General features: G+C 32.1%; 27 protein-coding genes. 17 read left to right on the top strand and 10 right to left on the bottom strand.

Annotated features, from left to right (window positions below; all coding sequences use genetic code 11):
- Positions 1 to 177: 177 nt before the first annotated feature.
- The 4 genes from prf1 to HNP90_RS05090 all read left to right on the top strand — a co-directional run bounded on the left by prf1 (position 178) and on the right by HNP90_RS05090 (position 3,138).
- Positions 178 to 1,437: a peptide chain release factor aRF-1 gene (gene prf1, locus HNP90_RS05105; RefSeq protein ID WP_011976787.1), complete on the top strand. Its 1,260-nt coding sequence runs from the start codon at positions 178 to 180 to the stop codon at positions 1,435 to 1,437.
- A 64-nt stretch (positions 1,438 to 1,501) separates the two neighbouring features.
- Entirely contained in the window at positions 1,502 to 1,900 is a 399-nt protein-coding gene (locus tag HNP90_RS05100) for a secondary thiamine-phosphate synthase enzyme YjbQ (RefSeq protein ID WP_011976786.1), read from the top strand.
- A 108-nt stretch (positions 1,901 to 2,008) separates the two neighbouring features.
- Positions 2,009 to 2,497, top strand: a complete 489-nt coding sequence (locus HNP90_RS05095; RefSeq protein WP_011976785.1) for a peptidylprolyl isomerase — start codon at positions 2,009 to 2,011, stop codon at positions 2,495 to 2,497.
- Positions 2,498 to 2,538: 41 nt separating this feature from the next.
- Positions 2,539 to 3,138 carry a peptidylprolyl isomerase gene (locus HNP90_RS05090; protein ID WP_011976784.1) on the top strand — a complete coding sequence of 200 codons (600 nt, stop codon included), beginning with the start codon at positions 2,539 to 2,541 and terminating at the stop codon, positions 3,136 to 3,138.
- Positions 3,139 to 3,181: 43 nt separating this feature from the next.
- On the opposite strand, the gene HNP90_RS05085 is transcribed toward HNP90_RS05090, so the two are convergent.
- Genes HNP90_RS05085 through thiL form a run of 4 tightly spaced genes read right to left on the bottom strand, consistent with a single transcriptional unit; the run spans position 3,182 to position 7,666 of the window.
- Positions 3,182 to 5,323 (bottom strand): Tex family protein, encoded by a 2,142-nt coding sequence (locus HNP90_RS05085; protein WP_011976783.1) that lies wholly within the window; start codon positions 5,321 to 5,323, stop codon positions 3,182 to 3,184.
- Positions 5,324 to 5,374: 51 nt separating this feature from the next.
- Complete coding sequence (locus HNP90_RS05080; protein ID WP_011976782.1) at positions 5,375 to 6,172, bottom strand: NOL1/NOP2/sun family putative RNA methylase; 798 nt, start codon at positions 6,170 to 6,172, stop codon at positions 5,375 to 5,377.
- A gap of 37 nt (positions 6,173 to 6,209) precedes the next feature.
- Entirely contained in the window at positions 6,210 to 6,707 is a 498-nt protein-coding gene (gene artE / locus HNP90_RS05075) for an archaeosortase family protein ArtE (RefSeq protein ID WP_048060493.1), read from the bottom strand.
- A gap of 11 nt (positions 6,708 to 6,718) precedes the next feature.
- Positions 6,719 to 7,666, bottom strand: coding sequence for a thiamine-phosphate kinase (thiL, locus tag HNP90_RS05070; RefSeq protein WP_011976780.1), 948 nt, complete (start codon positions 7,664 to 7,666; stop codon positions 6,719 to 6,721).
- Positions 7,667 to 7,999: 333 nt separating this feature from the next.
- On the opposite strand from thiL, the gene HNP90_RS05065 reads away from it, so the two are divergent.
- From HNP90_RS05065 to HNP90_RS05055, 3 genes are read left to right on the top strand one after another with little or no spacing between them, the layout of a single operon-like run.
- On the top strand, positions 8,000 to 9,316 hold the full coding sequence (locus HNP90_RS05065) for a B12-binding domain-containing radical SAM protein (RefSeq protein ID WP_011976779.1): 1,317 nt from the start codon (positions 8,000 to 8,002) through the stop codon (positions 9,314 to 9,316).
- A 27-nt stretch (positions 9,317 to 9,343) separates the two neighbouring features.
- Complete coding sequence (locus tag HNP90_RS05060; protein ID WP_011976778.1) at positions 9,344 to 10,522, top strand: redox-regulated ATPase YchF; 1,179 nt, start codon at positions 9,344 to 9,346, stop codon at positions 10,520 to 10,522.
- A gap of 42 nt (positions 10,523 to 10,564) precedes the next feature.
- Positions 10,565 to 11,128, top strand: coding sequence for a metal-dependent phosphohydrolase (locus HNP90_RS05055; protein WP_011976777.1), 564 nt, complete (start codon positions 10,565 to 10,567; stop codon positions 11,126 to 11,128).
- Positions 11,129 to 11,168: 40 nt separating this feature from the next.
- Here the strand turns inward: HNP90_RS05055 and HNP90_RS05050 are convergent, their stop codons facing one another.
- Complete coding sequence (locus HNP90_RS05050) at positions 11,169 to 13,013, bottom strand: ATP-binding protein (RefSeq protein ID WP_011976776.1); 1,845 nt, start codon at positions 13,011 to 13,013, stop codon at positions 11,169 to 11,171.
- A gap of 126 nt (positions 13,014 to 13,139) precedes the next feature.
- Positions 13,140 to 14,084, bottom strand: a complete 945-nt coding sequence (locus HNP90_RS05045) for a DMT family transporter (protein ID WP_011976775.1) — start codon at positions 14,082 to 14,084, stop codon at positions 13,140 to 13,142.
- A 136-nt stretch (positions 14,085 to 14,220) separates the two neighbouring features.
- Here HNP90_RS05045 and HNP90_RS05040 point away from each other — a divergent pair, with 136 nt between their 5' ends.
- Entirely contained in the window at positions 14,221 to 14,517 is a 297-nt protein-coding gene (locus HNP90_RS05040) for a hypothetical protein (protein ID WP_011976774.1), read from the top strand.
- A gap of 11 nt (positions 14,518 to 14,528) precedes the next feature.
- On the opposite strand, the gene HNP90_RS05035 is transcribed toward HNP90_RS05040, so the two are convergent.
- On the bottom strand, positions 14,529 to 15,020 hold the full coding sequence (locus HNP90_RS05035) for a YkgJ family cysteine cluster protein (RefSeq protein WP_011976773.1): 492 nt from the start codon (positions 15,018 to 15,020) through the stop codon (positions 14,529 to 14,531).
- 80 nt (positions 15,021 to 15,100) lie between these two features.
- Positions 15,101 to 16,153, bottom strand: a complete 1,053-nt coding sequence (locus tag HNP90_RS05030) for a M42 family metallopeptidase (RefSeq protein WP_011976772.1) — start codon at positions 16,151 to 16,153, stop codon at positions 15,101 to 15,103.
- 306 nt (positions 16,154 to 16,459) lie between these two features.
- Here HNP90_RS05030 and HNP90_RS05025 point away from each other — a divergent pair, with 306 nt between their 5' ends.
- The 9 genes from HNP90_RS05025 (at position 16,460) to HNP90_RS04985 (ending at position 24,426) form a co-directional block, all read left to right on the top strand.
- Positions 16,460 to 17,311 carry a transketolase gene (locus HNP90_RS05025; protein ID WP_081430731.1) on the top strand — a complete coding sequence of 284 codons (852 nt, stop codon included), beginning with the start codon at positions 16,460 to 16,462 and terminating at the stop codon, positions 17,309 to 17,311.
- Between the two features lie 15 nt (positions 17,312 to 17,326).
- Positions 17,327 to 17,986, top strand: coding sequence for a ribulose-phosphate 3-epimerase (gene rpe / locus HNP90_RS05020; RefSeq protein ID WP_011976770.1), 660 nt, complete (start codon positions 17,327 to 17,329; stop codon positions 17,984 to 17,986).
- A 60-nt stretch (positions 17,987 to 18,046) separates the two neighbouring features.
- Entirely contained in the window at positions 18,047 to 18,985 is a 939-nt protein-coding gene (locus tag HNP90_RS05015; RefSeq protein ID WP_011976769.1) for a transketolase family protein, read from the top strand.
- A gap of 62 nt (positions 18,986 to 19,047) precedes the next feature.
- A complete protein-coding gene (locus HNP90_RS05010) occupies positions 19,048 to 19,803 on the top strand; it encodes a TrmB family transcriptional regulator sugar-binding domain-containing protein (protein ID WP_011976768.1) in 756 nt (251 codons plus the stop codon).
- 4 nt (positions 19,804 to 19,807) lie between these two features.
- Positions 19,808 to 20,881, top strand: coding sequence for an oligosaccharide repeat unit polymerase family protein (locus HNP90_RS05005; RefSeq protein WP_011976767.1), 1,074 nt, complete (start codon positions 19,808 to 19,810; stop codon positions 20,879 to 20,881).
- Positions 20,868 to 22,022, top strand: a complete 1,155-nt coding sequence (locus HNP90_RS05000; protein WP_011976766.1) for an oligosaccharide repeat unit polymerase family protein — start codon at positions 20,868 to 20,870, stop codon at positions 22,020 to 22,022. The genes HNP90_RS05005 and HNP90_RS05000 overlap by 14 nt, the downstream gene beginning before the upstream one ends.
- A gap of 49 nt (positions 22,023 to 22,071) precedes the next feature.
- Complete coding sequence (locus HNP90_RS04995; protein ID WP_011976765.1) at positions 22,072 to 23,181, top strand: DUF373 family protein; 1,110 nt, start codon at positions 22,072 to 22,074, stop codon at positions 23,179 to 23,181.
- Positions 23,182 to 23,191: 10 nt separating this feature from the next.
- Entirely contained in the window at positions 23,192 to 24,142 is a 951-nt protein-coding gene (gene corA, locus HNP90_RS04990; RefSeq protein WP_011976764.1) for a magnesium/cobalt transporter CorA, read from the top strand.
- A gap of 14 nt (positions 24,143 to 24,156) precedes the next feature.
- Complete coding sequence (locus HNP90_RS04985) at positions 24,157 to 24,426, top strand: signal recognition particle subunit SRP19/SEC65 family protein (protein ID WP_011976763.1); 270 nt, start codon at positions 24,157 to 24,159, stop codon at positions 24,424 to 24,426.
- On the opposite strand, the gene HNP90_RS04980 is transcribed toward HNP90_RS04985, so the two are convergent.
- Positions 24,427 to 24,741 carry a hypothetical protein gene (locus tag HNP90_RS04980; protein ID WP_011976762.1) on the bottom strand — a complete coding sequence of 105 codons (315 nt, stop codon included), beginning with the start codon at positions 24,739 to 24,741 and terminating at the stop codon, positions 24,427 to 24,429.
- 12 nt (positions 24,742 to 24,753) lie between these two features.
- On the bottom strand, positions 24,754 to 25,842 hold the full coding sequence (gene sucC / locus HNP90_RS04975) for an ADP-forming succinate--CoA ligase subunit beta (protein ID WP_011976761.1): 1,089 nt from the start codon (positions 25,840 to 25,842) through the stop codon (positions 24,754 to 24,756).
- Positions 25,843 to 25,851 lie beyond the last annotated feature (9 nt).

Here is a 25,851-nt window from a genome sequence, read left to right as displayed (position 1 = left end):
AATTAAAAATAAAAATATCAGAATAAAAAACATGTATCTAATATATAATAGAGAAAACTATATATAGTTTTTAAAAAGATTCAATATAATTCAAGCTTACACGTGATTTTAAATCCATTTCTCTTAATTTACGGAAATTGAGATATACAAACGCGAAGACTATTTTAAGGTGGATATATGAGCGGAAATTCATCAACTGATATGTATTTATTCAAAAAATCATTAAGGGAACTTAAAGGTAAAAAGGGAAAAGGAACAGAGCTTATAAGCGTTTATGTTCCTGCAGGAAGGAGGCTTTCTGATATTTCTCAGTATTTAAGGCAGGAGCTTTCCCAATCCTCAAATATTAAAAGCAAAACAACAATGAAAAACGTACAGTCTGCAATCGAGGTAATTTTGCAGAGATTAAAGCTTTTAAAAGAACCTCTCGAAATGGGGGTAATCATATTTGCAGGAATGATTCCAAGGGGTGGCCCTGGAACAGAAAAGATGGAAGTTTACGTACTCGAACCTCCTGAACCTGTAAAAACATTTGTGTACAGATGTGATTCTTTATTCTACACCGACCCATTGGAAGACTTTATTCAGGATACTGAAGTTTACGGTGTAATTTTAGTTGATAGAAACGAGGCTACAATAGGTACAGTTAAAGGAAAAACGATAACTGTTCTAAAAAAACTTACAAGTGGAGTTCCTGGTAAATTTAAGGCAGGAGGTCAGTCTGCAAGAAGGCTCGAAAGACTTATCGATGATGCGGCACACCAGTTCATGGTAAGGATTGGAGAATACGCAACAGAATCGTTCATGCCAATTTTAGAGGAGAAAAAATTAAAAGGACTTCTTTTGGGGGGCCCTGGAAACACTAAAAACGAATTTGCAGAAAAAGACTATCTTCACCACGAATTAAAGAAAAAAATCATCGATACATTTGATTTGTGTTACACTGAAGAATTTGGAATCAGGGAACTTTTAGAAAAAGCATCGGATCTTTTAAGGGACCTTGATTTGATGAAAGAGAAAAATTTGATTCAAAGGTTCTTCAAAGAACTTATAAAAGATGATGGTGGGCTTTCAGCTTATGGTGAAGCTCAGGTAATGAAATATCTTGGAATGGGTGCAATTGATACGCTCATTGTTACTGAAGACATCGGAATTACAAGGGTTACCGTAAAATGTAACAACTGCGATTATACTCAAGAAGTAAACGTAAAAACAAACGAAATGTTCAAATTTGAAGACCAGTTAAAGACCAAAGCATGTCCAACATGTGGTGGAGCGATGTATATAGATGAGGAGAAAGATATTATCGAATATTTATCTGAACTCTGTAACGTACACAATACTGATATAATCGTTGTTTCAACAGATACTGAAGAAGGAAGCCAGATTTCAAGAGCATTCAAAGGAATGGCTGCAATTTTAAGATACAAATTGTAATTATTCTAAAATTACATTAAACTATTTTTAAATATTTATTTTCAAGTTAATTGGGGGAACGACCATGTTTTTTGAATATTCAGTTAAAACTGATGGAAGAGAGTCTTTGGTTGATATTTCTGACAATATTTTAGATGCAGTACAAAACTCAAAAGTCCAAAGTGGGATTGCAATAGTTTTTACCCCTCATACGACGTCTGCAATAACAATCAATGAAAATGCAGACCCTTCTGTAAAAAAAGATATTATTAAATTTTTACACGAAAAAATCCCCGAAAATTATGGATTTTCACATAATGAGGGAAATTCCGATGCGCACTTGAAAAGTTCGTTTTTTGGGCCTTCTTTAACTTTAATAATAAATAATGGAAAAGTAATTCTTGGAACCTGGCAGGGAGTTTATTTCTGCGAATTTGACGGGCCAAGAAGCAGGAAATTTTACGTAAAAATAATGAAAGACTGAATAAATTGGCAAAATTTAAGTAAATAATTTATACTGGAATTTTATAAAAATAATCTGAAACGTTTAATTTTTGAAAATTAATTAAAAAATTTATTTTTTGGTGAAAAGATGATTGCTACAATTCAGACGACACTTGGAACAATGAAAATAGAATTATTTGAAGAAAAAGCACCGATAACTGTTGAAAATTTCAAAAAATACGCAGAAACTGGATTTTTTGAAGGAACAATCTTTCATAGGGTAATAAAAGGATTCATGATTCAAGGTGGCGGTTTTACAAAAGATGGAATTCAAAAAGAAACTTTTGCTCCAATCAAAAACGAAGCTAAAAACGGACTCTCAAACAAAAGAGGAACTATCGCAATGGCTAGAACCAACGTTGTAGATTCGGCAACAAGCCAGTTCTTCATAAACACCGTTGACAACATGTTTTTAAACTACCAAAATGATTCAAACTACGGTTACGCAGTATTTGGCGAAATGACTGAGGGTTTTGAAGTTCTTGATAAAATTGCAGCAGTTAAAACTGGAAACAGAGGATACTTCGCAGACTGGCCAGTTGAAGACGTAATAATTGAAAAAGTTACAATCGAATAATTATTTTTTAACTATTATTTTATTTATTTTTTGGTGAAAATATGGATTTTAAAAACGTTATTTTCATAATTTTAACATCGATAGTTCTATTAACCAGTTTTGCAGGATGCACCGAAAATTCTACAAATTCTGATGAAACTGGGAAAATAGTTTACGCGACAATTCAGACGAATTACGGAAACATGACTTTTGAACTCTACCCTGATAAAGCGCCAATAACCGTTGAAAACTTCAAAACGTATGCAGAATCAGGATTTTACGAAGGAACAATCTTTCACAGGGTAATAAGTGATTTCATGGTCCAGGGTGGTGGTTTTACTGTAAATGGAACTAAAAAAGAAACGCTTGATCCGATTAAGAATGAAGCCGATAACGGACTCTCAAACAAAAGAGGAACTATCGCAATGGCAAGAACCAGTGTAGTGGATTCAGCAACAAGCCAGTTCTTCATAAACACGGTTGACAATTCATTTTTGGATTATCAAGATGACTCAAACTACGGTTACGCAGTATTTGGTAAAATGATCGACGGTTTCGATGTTCTCGATGAAATTGAAAGTGTGGAAACTGCAAATAATGGGCAGTATCAAAACTGGCCAGTAGAAGACGTAATAATTGAAAAAGTAATAATTGAAGAGTAATTAAAAAAATAGATTAATATTTAATTTTTTTATTCATTTTAACTTATTTTGCACGTTTTATTGAAAGAGAAACCCTTTTTTTATCAAAATCGATGTCCATTACCATAACATCAACGATATCTCCAACTGAGATTACATCAAGGGGATGCTTTATAAATCTGTCGGAAATTTCTGAAATATGTGCTAATCCATCGTGGTGAACCCCTATATCAATAAAAGCTCCGAAATCAACAATATTTCTTACAGTGCCTTTTAGAATCATTCCTTCTTTTAAATCTTCAAGTTCCAAAACATCGCTTCTTAAAACTGGTTTTGGAAGGTCTTCTCTTGGATCTCGTCCGGGTTTTTCAAGTTCTTTAATTATATCTTCAAGTGTAGGAACTCCACAATTTAATTTTTCGGCCAATTTTTCGATATCGACTTTTTCAGAAATTTTATCAACTTTCTTTTCTTTAATATCTTTTATCGAGATATTTAGTTCATTAAGTAAATTTTCTGTAATTTTGTAAGATTCTGGGTGGACTCCTGTGTTATCAAATAAATTTTTACCTTCAGGAATTCTTAAAAACCCTGCGCACTGTTCAAATGCTTTTTTACCAAGTTTATTTACCTTTAAAAGTTCTTTTCGGGATTCAAATTTTCCATTTTCGAGTCGGTATTCTACAATATTTTTTGCAATTCCAATATTGATTCCTGATACATAATTAAGAAGTGAAACCGACGCGGTATTTAAATCAACACCTACTGAGTTTACAGATGATTCAACAACTCCTGTTAAACTTTCAGATAATTTTTTCTGGTTCATATCATGCTGGTACTGTCCAACACCAATTGATTTTGGATCAATTTTTACAAGTTCGGCTAACGGGTCCTGAAGCCTTCTCGCAATTGATACTGCACTTCTAATTCCAACATCGTATTCTGGGAATTCGTCAGATCCGAGTTCGGATGCAGAATAAACAGAAGCTCCTGCTTCGTTTACAATCACGTAGTAGACGTCTTTTACAACTTCTTTTAAAATTTCAGAAACAATATGTTCAGATTCTCTCGAAGCAGTTCCATTTCCAATTGCGACAACATCGATATCGTGTTTTATTATTAATTCTTTGACCTGTTTTTTAGTTTCTGCAATTTTATTGTGGGGTTCTGTTGGATAAACTACCGTTTTATCGAGAACTTTTCCGGTTTCATCAACTACTGCAATTTTACAGCCTGTTCTAAATGCGGGGTCCCATCCAAGCACGGTTTTGTTTTTTATTGGCGGTTGTAGTAGCAGTTGCTTTAAATTTTTTGAAAATACTTCAATTGCACCGTTTTCTGCCTTTTCCGTGAGGCTATTTCTTATTTCTCTTTCAATTGATGGCGCAATCAATCTTTTATAGCTGTCAATTACAGTTTCTTTTAAAATTTCAGAAGTTTTCGAATTTTCTAAAATTATATTTTTAAATATCCGGTCTTGAATAAATTCAACAGGTGCATCGATTTTTACCTGTAAAACTTTTTCAGATTCCCCTCGATTTATTGCAAGGATTCTGTGTCCTGGAATTTTATGAACTGCTTCAGAATATTCGTAATACATTTCATAAACTGATTTTTCATCCACATTTTTTGCTTTTACAGAAATAATTCCTTCTGAAAATGTAGTTTCACGAATAAACTTTCTGTAATCTGCATTATCTGAAATTTCTTCTGCAATAATATCTTTAGCACCAGAAATTGCATCTTCAATTGAATTAACTTCCAATTCTGGATTAATGTATTCTTTTGCAAGTTCTTCGATAGGTTTTTCTAAAATCTGTTTTAAAATTAATTCTGATAGGGGTTTTAAACCCTTACTTTCCGCAATTGTCGCCCTTGTTTTTCTTTTTGGCCTGAATGGACGGTAAATATCTTCGAGTTCAGTTAAAAGTTCAGATTTTTCAATCTTTTGTTTCAATTCTTCAGTTAATTTGCCCTGTTCGTCAATTAATTTTATAATCTGGGCTTTTTTATCTTCTAAATTTCTCAAATAATTCAGTCTATCAAAAAATTTCCTCAAAACAACGTCATCAAGTGAACCTGTTGCTTCTTTTCTGTATCTTGAAATAAATGGAATTGTATTTCCTTCATCAATTAATTTAACCGTGTTTTCGACTTGAAATATTTTTAAATTAAATTCTTTTTGCAATTTTTGAAAAATATCCATAATAATCCCTCTAAAAAAGTAATTGAAATGATAGAATGATCTTTTTAAAAATTAATTTTTAACTTTTCTAAATTTTGCAATGAAAAATGGTTCATTTGGCGGAATTACCTTTAAAGTTCCTTTAACTTCGCCTTCAATCATGTTTATTCCTAGGAAATCGTCTACATTTAATTCGATAAGTTCTATATTTTTATTGTTTTTCAAAATATATCGAACAATATCTTCGTCTTCTTCAATTTCTGGGGAGCAAGTACTGTATACTAACTCACCGCCGTCTTTTAAAACTTCAATTGCAGTTCTGAATAATTCAACCTGTCTTTTTGCGCAGAATAAAATATCTCGTTTTGTTTTTACCCGATTGGAGTCTTTTATCTCGTTTCCAGTACATGGCGCATCTAAAAGAATTTTATCGAATCTTAACTTTTTATCGAGGTTAACTGCGTTTGTGTTTATCATCAATGTATTTTTAAAGCCCATCCTGTTTATATTTGACCTTAAACTTTTCAATCTATTTTTATTTATTTCAACAGCAAGAATCGAACCTTCGTTTTCCATTAATTGTGCAAGGTGCGTGGTTTTTCCACCTGGTGCTGCACACATATCGAGTACATCGTCATCTTTTGATGGATTGAGTGTTATTGAAGGAATTATTGATGAAATACTCTGTAAAAAGTAGTATCCCAAAAGGTATTCTGGAGTTGAGCCCATGGAAAATGGCGATTTTACTACTCTAAATACGTAATCTAAAAATGTATCTTCTAAAACTACTCCTTTTTCTTCTAATCGTTTTTTCAAGTCTTCAGAAGATATTTTTAACGTGTTTGTCCTTATAAATTGTAAATTTTCCAAAAATACCACCAATATTAAATTAAGCAATTGATCGTTTTTAACCATCAAGTTTTATATCTATAAATAATTTTTCGCGGATTTTGTACCATATCAAAATAGTAACAAAAATGCTTAGCGGAATTATTATAAAACTAACGTTATCGTGAACATATTCGCCGTTTCCAAAATTGTTTGTAAAGACAGCTATGATTATGATTCTAATTATGTTTCCAATGTATATTAATAGTGCACAAAAAACTGATCCAAAAATATATTCTTTTAAATTTTTGCTGACTGTTGCAACAAAACCCAAAATCAACGCAATCGTCATAATTCCAGTACACGGCTCTTCTACCAAAAACGTGATATTTGAAATGGATATTGTATTGTCTAAACGAGTTACATCACTTAATACTATTTTTAACATTAAATAACTCTGATAAGTTACAATGTCTATTAAAAAACTTTTAAATTGATAAAGAATTGCGTAAAATATGCTCGAATAAATAAAAAATTTAATAATATCCAAAATTAAATTTTTAGCTTTTTTATTCATAGTTTTCCATTTTACCATTTGTGAACGTAACCTTCGGATTTAATTGAATTTCCATCAACCGTTTTTCCAGATTCCTCGACTTTTCCAATTTTTGTTACTGAATTTACATCTTGTAATTTTTCTCCAGCTCTTTTAAAATCGGCAGTTGTAAATAGCAATTCAAATTCTTCACCGCTGTTTAAAACGGTATTTAATAAATCCATATCAAATTTTTCACAGAATTCAACAACATCTGTTGAAACAGAATTTAATAGCTTTTTAGAATTTATTTCAAAGTTTCCAGTATAATTTAAATCTTTTGAAAGGCCATCTGAAATATCACAGCACGATGTGATTATTTTATTTAATAAAAGTCCTTCTTTAACCCTTGCTCTTGGTTCTGCAAGTTTTTCAATGATTTTTGGAAATTCAGATATTGTTTTTTTAAATTCAAAGTTTCCTAAAATTCCATTATCTTTCATTTCAAGAATTTTTAAAGCGCAAGCGACTTTTCCAACATCTCCAGTAATGCAGATGTCTTCACCAATAATTCCGCCACGGTATATTGGATTATCGGTAATTCCAAATGCAGTTCCGGATAGCGTTAATTCAGGCGCTTTGTTCGTGTCACCTCCTGCAATTGGACATTCGTATTCTTTTGAAATATAATCTATTCCTTTGGATAATTCATCGATAAATTTTTTGTCCGGACTATCAAAACCCATTGAAATAACCATTCCAAGCGGTTTTGCACACATTGCAGCAATATCTGATACATTTGCAGTAACCAGCCTCATCCCAATCTGAAATGGTGTTAAAATGTCTGGAAAATGGGTTGATTTAAACATCATGTCGGTAGTTACAACTAAATGCTGATTTTCAAATTTGAAAACCGCACAGTCATCCCCGATTCCCTTTTCAACGCCGTCTGAATAGGAAAGATTCTTTGAAATAATTTTAATGATATCGAGTTCATTCATTTTTGTTCCTGTTTTAAAAGTTTGATAGTTTTTATGAAAAATCTCTTTAAAATATTTAGCTAAAAATTCAATGTTACATCCAAAAACCTATCAAATGTAAATTTTAATTTCACAATCATCTTTATATACTGAATCCGAGATACTAATGATGCAATTGACGCATAAGGACACAATGTCATTTTTATGCAATTGGTGGATGATGAACGGAGTAGCTTCTGATTTATGATGAAAGATGGGCGAGCTGACACCAATTTTTTTATTCTGAAAAACTAAATTTTTATATCTCTTCTTTTAACAATTAAATTTTATTTTATTCTTCATTCTGGCGGTAAAATGGCAATTAAAAACGTTTCAATCGTGTACCCTAATAAATTTGGCGGGGGAATTGCATGCCTTGCAGTGCATGTTTTAAACAGCCACCTAAATAAGTACCACGATATCTCTGCAAATGCGTATTTTATAGAGAATTATTCGAAAATTAAGAACAATGATGCTATTTTAATAACTTTACAGTATGAAAACGACTATTTTAACGTTGTAAAAATTGTAAATGAATTAAAAGTTCAAAATCCAAACGCTATTTTCATTGCAGGGGGCCCATGTGCCATTTCAAATCCGCTACCGCTTTATGAATTTTTTGATGCATTCGTTATCGGTGAAATCGAAGGAACTGATACGATGTATCAGTTAATTAATGGTAATTTTGAAATTCCCGGAGTTTTTGTTCCAAAAAGTTATAACAATGAAAAAATTAAAAGAATATATCCAAAAAAACTCGGGATAGATAATTATCCAATTTCCCAAGTAACTCATGAATCCGGAGCTTATGGGAAAGCATATCTCCTTGAAATTGGGAGGGGCTGTATTAGAAACTGTAAATTTTGTATGGCTAAATGTATATATGCTCCTCCGAGGTATCGAAAAATTGAGGATTTAAAATATCTGGTCGACGAAGGTTTAAAAAACACCGACGCAGACAAGGTTTCGCTAATCGCCCCATCTGTAAGCGATTACCGGTATGTACTGGATCTTTGCCAGCATATTTCTGAAAAAAACATGATGATTTCCCCATCTTCGTTAAGGGCAGATACAATTACTGATGAACTTCTCGAATTTTTAAATTTGAAAACTTTGACGATAGCGCCAGAAGCAGGTAGTGAATTTTTGCGGAAAAAAATTGATAAAGGAATCACTGAAGAAAATATATTAAATGCAGTAGATATTGCAAAAAATCACGGAATATCTACGGTAAAACTTTATTATATGGTTGGTTTTCCTGAAGAAACAGATGAAGATATCGAAGAAATAATAAATCTGACAAAAAAAATAAAAGATAATGTTCGAAAAGTAGACGTCAGTATAAATCCAATGATTCCAAAGCCCCACACTCCTTTTGAGAGTTTTGAATTTGACATGGGCTCAAAAACGAAGATAAAATATATCGAAAAGAGTCTGCGAAAAATAAAAGTTAGCGTTGATTTTGAAAAATTCAATTCCATGGTCGCACAGACTGTTCTTGCAAGAGGTGGGGTCGAACTTTCAAAAGTTTTAAATGAGTCAAAAAACACAATGGAACTTATTAAAAATGTGGATTTGGATAACTACATTGATAAAATCGAAGAAAAACCTTGGGATTTTATAGAAATTTAAATTAACAATTATAAAACCGGTGATAGCATGGCGATATTAGGACTCGTTGGAAAACCAAACGTTGGAAAATCAACTACATTCAATGCAATGACAGAAAAAATTGCAGATATTGGAAATTACCCATTTACTACGATAAACCCAAACATTGGAACTTCTTTTGTTACAAAGCCATGCCCATGTGACACTTTAGATTTAAAATGTACCCCAAACAATTCAAAATGTTTTGCTGGAATGCGTTATATTCCTGTTGAAGTTATTGACGTTGCAGGGCTCGTTCCTGATGCACACAAAGGAAAAGGAATGGGTAACAAATTTTTAGACGATTTAAGGCAGGCAGATGCATTTATACTTGTAGTTGATGCAAGTGGAAAAACGGATCTTGAAGGAAATCCTTCTGAAAATAATAATCCCGTAGATGACGTTAAATTTTTGTTAAATGAACTTGACATGTGGATTTACAGTATTTTAACTAAAAATTGGGAAAGGCTCTCAAGAAAAGCACAGCAGGAAAAAAATCTTTTAAAAGCGCTTTCTGAACAGTTAAGTGGATTAAACATTTCAGAAAATCAAGTGTTTGCGGTAATTAAAGAGTTTGACGAAAGTCCTATGAAATGGTCTGAAGATGATTTGTTGAAAATTTCGACAAATTTGAGAAAAGCTTCAAAACCAATGATTATTTCTGCAAATAAGGCAGATCACCCTGACGCAGAAAAAAACATTGAATTATTAAAAGAAGAATTTAAAGACTTTTTGGTTATTCCAACATCTGCTGAAATTGAACTTGCACTAAAAAAGGCGCAGAAAGCAGGTTTAATAAAATATGATGGAAAATCAATGGAAATTTTGGATGAATCATCCCTAAATAATGCACAGAAAAATGCATTAAATTATATGAAAAGCTACCTTGATAAATTTGGTGGAACAGGAATTCAGGATTTAATCAATGTGGCTTATTTTGATCTATTAAATATGATTGTAGTCTATCCTGTGGAGGACGAAGGAAAATTCTGCGATAAAAAAGGAAATGTTTTACCTGATGCATACCTTGTTAAAAAAGGAGCAACTGCAAAAGACCTTGCATTCAAAATACACACAGAAATCGGGCAAAAGTTCATCTACGCGGTCGATGCGAAGAAAAAGTTGAGAATCAGTGCAGATCAGGAATTAAACGATGGAGACATTATAAAAATTGTTTCTGCTGCATAATTTTTTTAAATTTTATATATTCTTTTTTTGGAGGGATTTTAAATGATACCTGATGGTAAAAAAGCGCTAGATTTATTAAATTTTTATGTAAAAGAACAGTCCAATCTTGATCATAATTTAATCGTTGGATATGGAATGCTTGGAATAGCTAAATATCTTGAAAAGGACGAAACCGAACAAAATTGCTGGTTTGTAACCGGAGTTTTACACGATATCGACATTGAAGAATATGGCTGCGATATAGAAAAACACTGTATCCTTGGCGAAGAAATTTTAAAAAAGGAAGGAATTTCAAAAGATTTAATTGAAGATATAAAATCTCACAACGATGTATTGAATATTGAAAGAAATTCGGAAATTAGGCATGCTTTATGGGCCGTTGATGCACTTTCGGGAATTATTCGAGCTTATGTTTTAATGAGGCCTGACAAAGATGTAAAAAAGGCAGAATTAAAGTCAATTAAGAAAAAATTAAAAGATAAAAGTTTTGCACAGAATGTTTCAAGGGAACAGATTGAATCCTGTGAAGAAAATTTGAAAATAACGCTTGATGATTTTGTAAATTCTGTTTTAAAAGAAGTAAAAGAAAATATTTCATTTAATTAAATTTAAACTTCAAATATTTTAAAAAATTATTTTTTTTGGGTTATTTAACTAATGGGAACAGTACGTGAACGATTGTACCTTTTCCAATTTTGCTTTCAACCCAAATTGATCCACCGTGGGATTCAACGATTTTTTTACAGACTGCAAGTCCAAGGCCCGATCCACCGATTTCTCGTTTTGAAGAAGAATCGATCTGGTAAAATCTGTCAAATATTTTATCAAGATGTTCTTTTGGAATTCCGGGTCCTTGATCGGTAATTTCAAGGTGAATGTTTCCGTTATCTTCAAAACCAGTTACTGTAACTTTGGTCTGTTTTTTACTGAATTTCACTGCATTTTCAATTAAATTTGCAAGAACCTGATGTATTTTAGATTTATCTCCTTTTATATACGAATCATCTACATCCTCGAGTAAAATTATGTTTCTACTGTCTGCAAAGTGCTGTAAAGAGGAAATAATTTCTTCCACTGCATTTTTGATGTTTAATTTATTAAATTCGCCATCTAAAACATCATCATCAACACTTACGAGGTCTGACATGTTATCGGTAATTCTTTTTAACCGTTCTGAATTTTCAGATATTACTGATACGAATTCTTTCTGCTTTTCATTTAGTTTTCCCGCAGTTTCATCTTTTAACAGTTGAATATATCCAAGAATTGACGTAAGCGGAGTTCTCAATTCGTGAGATACTATCGAAATAAGTTCGGATTTTAAATCATCAACTTCTTTTAATTCGTCATATGAATGTTTAAGGTCATTTGCATCTTTTTTAAGTTTTTGATCTGACCTACTTATTTCTTCGGCCATACTGTTGAATGATTCTGCCAATTCTTCTATTTCATCGCCAGTTTCGATATGTACTCTTTCATCATATTTTCCATGCCCAAATATTTCAGCAGAATTTTTAAGTTTTTTTATCGGAACTATTATTTTTCTGTTTAAAATTATAGCAACTAAAACTGCGATAAGCAGGCTTGTGGCTGCGATAAAGAATATTTTCTGAATCGTTGAATTAAGCAATGCCATAAATGGAGTTTGAGGAGTTCCAACCGCCGTCATTCCGATTACTTCGCCATCGATATTATATATAGGAGAATATTCGCCTAAATACAATACTCCGTTAATACTTATATCTCCAATATAATCTTGTTTTTTTGAAATAGTTTCAAATATTCCTTCAGATGCAGGCATACCATAACCATCTACTCCATCCATTTGGCTAGTTGTAGATATCCTTACATTTTTTAGATATATTGAAGCATCATCGCCAGTAACTTCTTTAACTCTATCTACCCAGTAATCATCTTTATTCATGATATCTACATAGGTTACAGTACCGATAAGTGATTCTCCATCATGTACTGGTGCAACAGTAAATATTGCGAGTGCATCGTAGCCATCCAGTTCATAATCGCTATATTTTGAAGCTTCTTCATTTGGAAGGACATCGTAAGCGTATAGTGTATTTTTTCCGAGTAATTTTTTAACGTAAGAACTTATTTCTGCATTGGTATCTCCGTAACTTGCACAAATTACGTTTCCTTCTGCATCGGTAAATACTACCAGGTCAACCCAAGACTGGTCTTCAAGACCATTTGCAAAATCCTGTAATGTTTTTTCATCCTTATTTTTGACTGCATTAATTACAACTGGAAGCTGTGCTGTATATGACGTCATAGTGTCAAATTCGATGAGTACACTATCCATTCTTTCAGTCAATATTCCCATATTTCTATCGAGATCTTTATTCTGGTTTGAAATCATCAAATCTGAAATTGTATCTGTTGATACATAGCTCAACATTATTGTCGGGATTAAAACAATAATTATTGAATAAATTAGTAATTTAGTTCCAATCATTCCAATTCTTGATTTTCTCATGAGGCACCACAAATAATATATTAAATTAAATTTATCGAAATATGCTCATTAATTATTTTAATCATATATTTAGGCAACTTATTAAATAATTTTTTTATTGGGATCAAGGACAACATTTCTGATTTATCAGCTATTTATTCTAACAGAATGAATACTATGTATAATCATTCCAGATATCACGACAAGCAGTCCGAAAATTGCAGAAATGTCTGGAAATGCACCACCAAGCAGGATAATTTCACCAAGTACTGAAAATACTATTTCTCCAGACTGTGTTGATTCAACAGCAGCAAGTTTTTTCATATCTTTTCTTACAAGGTCTGTCGCCTTGAAAAAAAGCCAGGTTGCAATTATTCCTGAAAATAATGCAACAATAAATGACTGTATAATCTGGTTATTGTTTGGAATACCTGACCTTAAAAGTCCGTAAATTAAAAGTAAAATCCATGCAGGCATGCTGCAAAGAGTCATTCCAAGAATTCTCTGAAATGTGGTTAATTTACCGCCCGAAATTTCCATGGTTTTTCTGTTTCCCAAGGGATATGAAAATGCCGCAACAATAACTGGTAAAAATCCAAAAATAATTGATTCTATTGAAACAGAAGTTATTCTTGAATACTGCATTAAAATAATTCCAAAAAGAATTATGGCTGAAATAAAAAGCGATTTTTTTGGAATTTTATTCTTTACTTTTTCTAAATTTCCATTATTTTCAACCATGCTGTAAAATAACGGGGTTACAAGAATTCCTGCAATGATTGTAATCTGCCAGGTTCCCGCAATAAGCCAGGATGGCCCGTAATCACCTGCAAATGTAAGTGGGGCGTAAAATAAAACAAAACCAACATTACTCCAGATAAACCATTCTTTAAAATTGTTTTTTATTTCAGAAATTACTTTTTTAATGTTATTTCTACCGTAAAGCAAAATTAAGAGAATTGGCAGTGTAAATATGTATCTTAAAGATGCAGAAAATACCCAATCTCCCCCGAAAAGATCCATCTGTCGATTCAAAACAAAAGTGGATGCGAAAAAAAGTGATGAAAGAATTCCTAAAATTATCGATTTCATAAATACACCAGAATTTGTTAAAATAAAGTTGAAAGACTAAAATTTAAAACTTTTGATGTAAATGTATCTTAACAATATATTATATAGAATAAAACTACATTTTAGTATATTTGGGATGAAATTTTTTGGTGAAAATATGGAATGTCCTATCTGTGGCGGAGAAAAATGCATAAGAATGTCAGCAGTTCAAATTTACAAGGATTTAATCGAACTTTTTTTTAAATACCAGGATAAAGAAAGTGACGTTACTTTTAAGAAGCATCCTACTGTTGGAGAAATTGGGGAATGCGAAAAAACAGGTAAAAAGTTATGGTACTGCCCGTACTGTGACAAGCCTTTTGCAGAAAACTATGAACTGGAAAAAGTAACAGTGGAGTGTCCAAACTGTAAAAAGACACTATGTATTCCAGTTTCAAACAGAACGTTCTGTTAAATTATTATTTTTCAATTTTTTTTAGATTTTTTCAATCTTTTTTTCGCTTTTTCAAATAATTCTTCAGGAGTATTTTTTTCTTCTCCAAGGTACTTTAAAACGGTTTCAGCGTGTTTGTAATATTCTTCATCAGGGTTTAAATCTCCAATGAACTGACCTTTACAGTTTTCTAAAAACCAGCCGTCATACGTTAAAACAAGGTTTTTATCTTTTATTTGAACTGAATAAGGCCTTAATCTACAGATGATTGGTCTAACCCTATAAATTTTACATTTATTGTTTTCATCCAAGAATATACATTTTTCTTTTGAAGTTTTAAGTCTTCCCGTCATTCCATCAAAGTTTACAAGGTATTTTTTAACGACTTCGTCAAATGGGATCTTTAAAAAGCCTGCAATGTTTGCAACATCTTTTTTGGAAACGCTTGGGGAGTCACAGCATCCACCACACATCATACAGTGCCATGCAATATTTTTTAAGTCTTTTTTAATGTCAAGTTTCATAAAATTCACTTTTTTGTTTTAGTTTAAATTTTTAAATTTTTTTAATATCTTAAAAATTAAAAAATAGATTTTAATTGAAATTAAAAGTATTCGTGCACCTTTTTAATGCATGCAACAACAAGTTCTGTTGTTTTTTCAAGGTCTTCTGTATCAATAACTTCAACTGGTGTGTGGATGTATCTTGAAGGAACGGATATAACTCCAGTTGGAATTCCATCTCTTGTCAGGTGAATTGCGGTTGCATCAGTAGTTCCACCTTCTCCAACTTCGTATTGGACAGGAATTTCGTTTTCTTTTGTAACGTCCCTTACCATTTTTAAAACTGTAGGGTGTGTAATAATTCCCCTTCCAGAAGCATCAACAATTGTTGCAACAGGGCCTTTTCCAAGTTCTACTGGAGCATCTTCTAATTTAATTCCAGGGTGGTCTCCACAGATTGTAACATCGAGTGCAAATGCAACATCAGGGTTAATTCCAAATGCGGATGTTTTTGCACCTTTAAGTCCTACTTCTTCCTGAACTGTTCCTACAGCGTAAACCTGACATTTTAAATCCATATCCTTGATTAATTCCATGGTTTTCAAAACAACCGCACAGCCTGCCCTGTTGTCAAATGATTTGCATGAAACTACGTTTCCACCAAGGTTGTCAAATTCAGACTTGAATGAAATTGCAGTACCGATTTCAACACCCATTTTTTCTGCATCTTCTTTATTTTTTGCACCGATGTCGATAAACATATGTTCAGCTGAAATTAACTTGTTTCTTTCATTTTCTTTCATTTTATGTGGTGGTTTTGATCCCAAAACTCCAACAATATCTCCTTCATTGCTGTGAACGATAACTTTTTGGTTTAAAAGCATCTGGTCGTTAATTCCACCAATTTTTGTAAATTTTAAGAATCCTTTGTCATCGATGAATTTTACCATGAGTCCGATTTCGTCCATGTGGGATGCAATCATAATTTTTGGACCGGTTGATCCTTTTTTCGCAATTAAATTACCGAATTTATCAGTTTCAATACTATCGCAGTATTTTTCGAGTTCTTTTTTCATGTATTCTCTTACATTATCTTCTCTTCCAGAAATCCCTTTTTCTGTTGCGAGAATCTTTAAATAATCAAGTGTACTCATAAAATCACCAGCTTATTTCTTAACTACTCAATTTTCATAATGATATCTATTCTATGATTTAAATATGATTGTTTTTAACTAAATTTTGGTATTTTCTGAAAAAATAATATTTAACAAGTGGAATATACAAAAAATTTATAAATGCATCCGATATATTCATGTTATCAATGGATTGTAATATTAATACTCTTGAAAGATATAATATTTTAACATATTCAAACACCATGTTGGCGATTTATTTTTATTTTCATATTATTGCCATTATTAGTAAAATCAAAAGAAAAAACGAAACAGATTTAAAAATTCATGTTTTTAAAATCGGTGAAAAGAATGAAAAACACAAAAAACTTGACTTTTGAAGAATTGGCTGTAAAATCAAAAAGTTTAAGATATAATATTGTAAAAATGATTGGACTTGCAGAATCAGGACACCCTGGAGGATCCCTTTCAGCAATTGATATTATTACGGCTCTTTATTATAACATTATGGGTTACGATCCAAAAAACCCAAATTTGGATTCAAGAGATAGGTTTATTTTAAGTAAGGGTCACGCATGTCCTGCACTTTATGCAACACTTGCAGATTTAGGTTATTTTAAAGAAGAAGAATTGTGGAATTTAAGACAACTCGGAGCTCTTTTACAAGGACACCCGACAATCGAAATTCCTGGAATTGAGGTAAATACCGGATCACTTGGACAGGGATTTTCTTCATCAGTTGGCGTTGCTATCGGATGTAAATTAAACAAGTATGAAAATAACGTTTTCGTTCTTTTAGGGGATGGAGAATGCCAAGAAGGACAGGTCTGGGAAGCTGCAATGGCTGCGGCACACTACAAGCTTGATAATTTAATCGGTTTTGTCGATAGAAACAAACTCCAGATTGACGGATGCACAGAAGATGTAATGTGTCTTGCGGATTTAAAGGCTAAATTTGCAGGATTTGGTTTTGATGTATTTGAAATCGAAGGTCACAATTACGAGGAAATTATCAAAACCGCAGAACTTGCAAAATCAATGAAAAACGGAAAGCCAAAAATGATTATTGCAAATACAATAAAAGGAAAAGGCGTATCTTTCATGGAAAACAACGTTGGATTCCACGGAAAAGCTCCAAATAAAGAAGAATTAGAAAAAGCACTTACAGAACTTCAGTAATTGATGGTGGTTTAAATGGTAATGATTGGTGCATCCATTCTTTCTGCAGATTACGGACACATGGAACAAGAAGTAAAAAAGGCTGAAGAAGGGAATGTTGATTTCTTTCACGTTGATATAATGGACGGACACTTTGTACCGAATTTAAGTATGGGGCTTAGAGTTCCGCACTATTTGAAAAGTATAACTGACGTTCCAATAGATGTACATTTAATGGTTGAAAATCCTGATTTATTTATTCCCAAATTGGCAGATGCTGCAGATATAATTGCATTTCATGCAGAATCCAGCAAATATTTATTCAGAACCGTTGACATGATAAAAGAACACGGTGCAAAGCCAATAGTTGCATTAAACCCATCAACCCCTATCAACAACGTGGAATATGTTTTAGAAAATTTGTATGGTGTTTTGATAATGACCGTTGAACCTGGCTTTTCAGGGCAGTCTTTTATAAATCCAATGCTCAAAAAGATAGATAATTTAAAAAATAAAATATTGGCTGAAGGATATGACACAAAAATCTTTGTAGATGGTGGAATTAATCTAGAAACTGCGCCAAAAGCAGTTGAAGCAGGAGCAGATGCTTTAATTGCAGCTTCAGCAATTTATGGAAAAGAAGATGTTAAAAAGGCAGTAGATGACTTAAGAAATTCTGCAAACTTTAAAATTTAATGTAAAAATGTGTATTGAGTTGTTGAATTAATATTGATGTTTACAACTGTGGTGAAGTATATGAAAGGAACAAAAAAAGGAATGAGAGACGCATACGGCGAAACACTGGCCGAACTTGGAGAATTAAATAAAAATATTGTGGTACTTGATGCTGATTTATCGGGTTCTACCAAAACAAGCGTTTTTGCTAAAAAATACCCTGAAAGATTTTTCAATGCAGGAATTGCAGAACAGAACATGATGGGTATGGCAGCAGGACTTTCAAGAACTGGAAAAACCGTATTCGCATCAACTTTTGCAATGTTTGCAACAGGAAGGGCATGGGAGCAGATTAGAAATTCTATCGCATATCCTGGTTTAAACGTAAAAATATGTGCAACACACAGTGGAATTACTGTTGGTGAAGATGGAGCATCTCATGAAATGACAGAAGACATTGCAATAATGAGATCAATTCCAAAAATGATTGTAATTTCTCCATCTGATTATTTGGAAACAAAAAGTGCCATTAGATGGGCATCTAATTACGAAGGTCCGGTTTACGTAAGAATGCCAAGGGGAAATACGGAAATAATCTTTGAAAACGAAGAAGAAGCAAAATTCGAGTTTGGAAAAGCAAGGATTTTAAAAGAAGGAACTGATATTACGCTAATTGCAACAGGAGAACTCGTTCCAGAAGCAATCAACGCTTCAAAAATACTTTTGGAAAAAGGAATATCTGTAGAAGTTATTGCAATTTCAACAATAAAACCAATTGATAAAGATGCAATAAAAAATTCAAAAGATTTTATAGTTTCAATTGAAGATCACAGTATTGTCGCAGGACTTGGAGGAGCAATTTCAGAAGTCATTGCAGAAGATGGATTAAACAAAAAACTCCTAAGAATTGGTATCAATGACGAGTTTGGAAAATCTGGAAAAGCAGGAGATTTATTGAAATACTATAAACTCGACTCAGAAAGCATTGCAGAAACCGTGTTGAACGCATACAAAAAATAATTTTTAAATTACTTTTAAATTAACATTATTCTTATTTTTAATTTTCAAACGGGGTTAGATTCATGAAAAAAATCGGAATTTTAGAGTTTTTAGTTTTAATTTCAGTTTTGGTTACTGCCCTTGCAATTGGATACAATTTTTTAAGCCCAACTTCAGCAGAGTATACTTTCGATGGGGAAGAAATGTACAAATGTGCGTGGATTTCTGAAAATATAATGCTTAAGGGTTTTCCACTTTACGCAGACATTGATGGAAAATGGACTGCTGATGGTTTAGAATTTTCAGATCGCGTACAAATCTTAGCTGCAAGTGGTGGAACGCTTACAGTTGCATATGAAAACAAAGAAATGACTATCGGTGGAAAACTTGCTTCAAAAGAAGATATTGCAGCAAGTAAAATATATCTGGTTCCTTTAGGAAACACGATAATCAGATACAACTTAGAATCAATAAATGGAACTTCATTTTCCGAAATAAGTGATATTATTTATACAGATATCGGCGATGATTTAACGGTTCTCGAAGTTGACGTCGATGGTTCATTTGCAATCGATTCAGATACTTTTTCACCAACAGAGCAACTTGAAGTTATAAATTATTTCAAATACGAAACAGCGCTACCAAAAATTAGTTTTGTAGATGGTGGGCTGATTTTAAAAGGAACGTTTAATTTGGAGGACTTAAAAAATTTAGATAGTTTATTAAATCCTCAAAAAATTGTTACATCAGATATGGAAGTAAATATTATTGTGGAAGAATCAAGCAACGAGATAAACACTGAAAATTATAACAATGCAAAACTAATAACCTGGATGTAATAGTATGAAGAAGTTTTTGGAACTTAATTCGCAAAAAATCGGACCTCACCACATATTTGTCGGTTTATCCTGTCTTTTCGTACTTCTGTCAAATGTTAGTACAATTTCTGCATGCATTGTATTATTCTCATCAGTATTTTTTTATATTTCATTTATCGCAGGGAAGAATATCTTTAAAACATTGGATTTCAAACCCTATGAATTAAATTATAAACTTCACGAAAAAATCGGACTTTTTTTGATATTATTCGGGATTTTTTTTACGATAATGGATCTTTTATGGGTTAGGGGAGTTCCGCTGTTCGACCCTGCATCTAGAAAATTTTTAAGTGTTATATATACTGCATTTTCGCATACGCTCCCTCTTGGATGGGCAATACTTGTTTCAAGTTCAAAATTAAACAATAAAAAAATATTTTTATATTCTGGCCTATTTTCTGCTTTAATAATGCTTTTAGGCTACCGTACGCAAGTTGTGGTACTATTACTTTCAACAATCTTTGCAATGTATTATTCAGGAAAAATAAAGAATAAACTCATGATTTATTCATTAATCGGGCTTGCAATGGTTGTTTTTGGACTTTCATTTTTGAGGCATTATGTGTTGAATATTGGTGGAAATCCCCTTCTTTCAAGAATAGACCTTACAATGAGCATATTTGATCTCATTGTAAAAAATTTCAACGGTAATTTCCAAGGGGTTATTCATAACGCCATATTTTCGTCATACGGGTTAATCGAGGGTTCAAAATATGGGCCAAGGACATTAATTGCAAACAGTATCGGAGTAACAGGGGTTACAATTACGCCGACAATATTTGGTGCAGTTTTGATGGATTTTGGAATGCTCGGACTGGTTCCTTATTTTGGAATTTTTGGGCTTTTAATGGGGCTTTCAAACGAGGTTTCAAGTAAATTAAAAGGTTTATATCTTGGATTTTATTCGATAATGGTATCTTATTTAATTGTTGGGATTGAAACTGGAATTTTGGATTTAGATGTAGTTGTGATGTATACTTTAGGGGTAATTATGACAGTTTACGGGATTTTTAGGGGGATTTTAAATGCTAAAAAATAATTTTGAAAAATGTAAGAATTATTTTGCAGAAAAATATGGACTTGGGCTAGATAACCCGATAACCATAATTTTTTTAGGCCATGCGCTGATATTTTTGTTTGCAATTCCCTATTTTGATAAATTTGGAATAGATTCCCTTTTAAAAATGATACTGGTTGTATTTGGAAATCTGGCTATTTTTTCAATTCCATTTTTTATAAATTTTGAAAAGATGTTGAAATTAGATAAATTAAATTTAAAATTGGTTTCTGGAATTTTGTTTGGATTATCCATGTTTTTTGGAATTTTTATCCTTTCAGCAAATATATTAAATTCAATAATATTTTCAGGACTAATATTTTTGATTTTACATGTTTTCATGAAATATTATTATTCTGAAAAAATAAGTAAAATCATGTTTTCAATTGGGGTAATTTCCTTTTTTGCAATGATTTTAATTCACGGAACCGTTCCAATTACCGATTATACCGTTAGAATGGCGATTTCAAATGATCCCTTAAGGTTAATTTCTTCAGGCGCACTCATATTTGCAAGCCTTTTTAATTTTGGATATTTTTTGGTATCATTTGCAATTTTGGCAGTAACAGGCTATAAAGCTAATGTTTTGGTGTTAATCGTTGCATATTTGCTTTATAATTACAAAAAAAACAAAATAGGCGCGAAAAAAATATTTTTAGTCGGAATTTTTACAATATTATTTTTAGGAATAATGGCAAAGTCGATACTTTCCTCATCAGGTCAATCATGGAGCCTTAATTTTTTAGAAATCTTATCATACCGGGCTTATTTTGATTTAATGACGTTAGAAAAGATTATTTTGTATCCTGCAGCATTATATGGTAAAATTGCATTCACACCAGGTGGTGAGTCGTTAATTGGAGAAATAATTCATGGTTACAGACATAATATTACTTCAACCATGTTTGGCCCGATTTATCTTGATCTGGGTTATTACAGCTTAATTTTTTCGCTAATATTTGGAATAATAAGTAAGTTAATATATAAAAAGAGCGATACTAAAATATATTCTATTTATGGTGCCGTATTGTTATCAATGTGTGAAATCGGCATTAATTACGGTTTTTTAGTTACAATGTTAACGTTCTTGTATGTTTCAGAAAATCTGCAGAAAAAACCCTAATTATTTAAAAAACTATATTTATTTCTTATTTCCGTGTTAAAGTGGTATAATGGTATCAATAAAGGATATCGGCAAAGATTATAACGTTCCCGAAGATAAAAAGTATCTTGTTATTGTCGTCGACATGGATGACGATGTCGGAAGAAAAGCAAACATCAGGACTCCTATTTTAAGTAGGGAAGATAATATCAATGCAGCTGTGAGGCTCGGATTGACTGATCCTGGAGATAGTGACGTAAACTCCATGCTCGGTGGAGTTCAGCACTACGACCACCTAAAAAAAGAAGGAAAAGACGTTGAAATTGCAACAATTTCTGGAGATATCGATATCGAATCAGAAGTCTGTGCAATTAAAATTAAGGAACAGATTGATTTTTTAATTTACCTTTACGAGCCTAATTTCATATATCTGGTTTCGGATGGAAAAGAAGATGAAATGGTTTTAAAATATCTGGAATTAAAGGATATTTTTGTCTGGAAAAAAAGAATTGTAATTAAACAAAACGAATCTCTCGAATCAACTTACTACCTTATGCAAGAATTTATAAAAAAGACAATGTCGCAGTACATTCCTTTAATATTTACATCAATTGGATTTGCAATGATTTTATATGCGATATTTTCAGATCTTGGTTGGAGAATAATTGCAGGACTTATTGGTATTTACATTTTGTCTGAGGGTGTTGGATTAGTTGAATCTATTAAAAAAACCCTCAATGAAAGTAAAAAGGGACTTGAAGTTGGAAAATTATCTCCTTTTGGAAATATTTTGGGATTTTTGATACTTCTTGTTGGAATACTCTACTCTTATCAGGCATCAGTAGATCCAGAATTAACAGTATTTTTTGGAAAATTCTTGTTAAATATTGCAAACCCTCTAACGTTGGGATTTGTATTGCTAGTACTCGTTCATTTTATAGATGATTTGATACATACTGAAAAAAGCATACTTAGGCTTATAAAGAGGTTATTCTTTAACGTAGTTCTTGCATTTATACTAAGGCAGATGTTGATTATATCTTCGGATTATTTGATCGGATATACTGTTGAATTTATGGGTCTTGTAATGTATATTTTAGCATATGTTTCGATATTGATAGTATTGTCCGTTGTATTATTTCACGAGCCAAAATCTAAAGAAGAGATGAATAACGAGTAGTTGTGAAAACATGCTTGAAATTCTTGGATACGCTAAAGGATCTTTTGAAGTTTTGAATTTGGATGAGATAAATAGTGAACACGATCTTATATGGATTGATTGCTACGATCCTTCAGATGTGGAATTGATAGAACTTTCAAAAACAATCGACATAGAAATTGATGAATTAAGCCTTGGTCTCGATGAACAGGAAGTTCCAAGGGTTGAAGAAGAAGATAAATATTATACAATTATTTTTAAAGCTCCGTTATTTGAAGAAGACATCACAACGACTTCTTTTGGAATTTATGTAAAAGATAATATTATATTGACGATTCATGCAGATAAAATTAAGTCAATTGGGCGACTGTATAATTTAGTGAAGACAAAAAAGCCAAAAACACTTCTGGATAAGGGAAAAGGATTTTTTATCTACACGATACTAAACCAGATTACAATAAGCTATTCTAGGATTCTTGTAAACCTTGAAGATCAGTTGGATGTTTTAGAAGACCGAATTGTTCAAGAACAAAATAAAAATATGACTGAAGAAATACTACAGCTTAGAAAAATGCTTGTTTATTTTCACAAGGCGCTTATTTCAAACAAGGATGTTATTTCAGTTTTAAAAAGAAAATACCTTTCAATAACTACTCAGGAAGACAGATGGGAATTTGAAGACCTCTACTACGATGTTTTGCAGTTAATTGACATGGAAACTACATATCGTGAGCTTTTATCTTCCATGATGGATATGTCTCTTTCGATTGAAAACATAAGGATGAATCAGGTAATGAAGATACTTACAATGGTTACTGCGTTATTTGCAGTTCCAATGTGGATTACTGGAATATATGGTATGAATTTTAAATATATGCCTCTTTCAGAGCACCCTTATGGATTTTGGATAATTTCTGCGGTATCAATTGTAATTATAATGATAATTATTCACACCTTTGTAAAAGAAAAATGGATTAAATAATTTCGGTGAAATTAATGAAAGAAATGATTATATGGCCTGCGTATATTGATATAAAAAGAACTAAAAACGAAGGCAGAAAAGTTCCAAAAGAATTTGCAGTAGCAAACCCGAAATTAAAAGATATTGCTGATAAAATAAAGAAAATGGGTTTAGAACATAGTATTGAAATTAAAAAAAGTTATCCAATGGAACCTTGGGAAATTTGTGGATATATAAAAGTAAAATTGGATAAAAACACTTCAAAATTGCAAATTTTAAAAGAAATATCTAAAAATATGAAATAATTATTTTTCAGAATCTTTTTTATCTTTGATTTCAAGTTCTGAAAGTAAAAATTTAATTCTGTTTTCCAGTTTTTCGTAACTCTTTGAAAGATCCCTATATTTTTCATAGAGTTCATTTAGTTTATGATTTAAATATTCAAGTTCTACATTTTTTCTGCTTATTTCACTTTTTAACTGGCTGTTTGTGTATAATTCATGTTTATATTTTGCTTCGAGTGCGATATAAGATTTTTTAGATTCAAGATATATCTTTTTAATATCCTCATATTTATCTCTTGAAACAGTTTCAGGCTTTTTTTTTCGGAGTTTAAACATGTAAAATCACAGTTAACTATTTATTAGTTCTGTAAGTGCTTTTGCTGCCCCGTCCATTGAATTTTCGAAACTTACTCCATTTTCAGAGAGGATTTTTCTTCCCTCTTCTTCGTTAGTTCCCATCATTCTAACTGCAAATTTAAGGTTTGGATTTTCATTTAAAACGTCTACAATTCCCAATGAGACTTCATCACATCTAGTAATTCCACCAAGAATATTGATAAATGCTCCTTTAACATTTTTTCTAGAAGTTGCTTTTAAAAGTGCTTTTTTTACAGTTTCTCTGGTCGAACCACCACCAACATCCAAGAAACATGCAGGTTCTCCGCCGAACTCTTTTACAATATCCATGCTTGCAAGGGTAAGTCCTGCACCGTTTCCGATAACTGCAATGTCACCATCAAGTTCAACGTATGCAAATTCGGATTTTTCCTGTTTTTCAAATTCTTCAAATTTATCGTAATTATGTCTAAAGTATGCATCGTCGTCAATATTTAAAACTGCATCCGCAGCAATGATTTTTCCATCTTCTGTAAACACTAACGGGTTTATTTCAGCTAAAATTCCATCCATATCTTTGAATGCTTTATAAACTTTGCACAAAACGTCTGCAACTTTTGGAATTTCTGCACTTGGAATGCCTGCTTTTTTGAGCATTTCTCTTGCAAGGTATGGTAAAAATTCTTTTCCAGATTCTAACGGCAATTTTATTATTTTTTCTGGAGTTTTTGAAGCTACTTCTTCAATATCTACTCCACCTTCGGTTGAAAATATAACAACATTGTTTTTTTCATTTCTATTAACAACAACGCCAACATAGTATTCTTTTGAAATCTTTATCTGCTCTTCAAGGAGTACTTTTTCAACGACTTCTCCTTTTACCGTGTTTCCTATCAATGATTCAATTTTTTCGTTTGCATCATCTAAATTATCTGAAAATAAGATTCCGCCAGCTTTTCCTCTTCCACCGACTAAAACTTGCGCTTTTATAACAACAGGATAATCGATACTGTCGACTTTACCGCAAGTAAGTTTGTTTTTTGGAATTGGGATTCCATTTTCTTTAAAAATTTCCTTTGCTTCATATTCGTGCAATTTCATAAAATTCAC

The organism is Methanococcus maripaludis (assembly GCF_013760955.1).
GTDB lineage: Archaea > AGJL01 > Methanococci > Methanococcales > Methanococcaceae > Methanococcus > Methanococcus maripaludis_A.
Note: the sequence above shows the minus strand (reverse complement) of the source record. Positions and strands in the feature narration are given on the sequence as shown.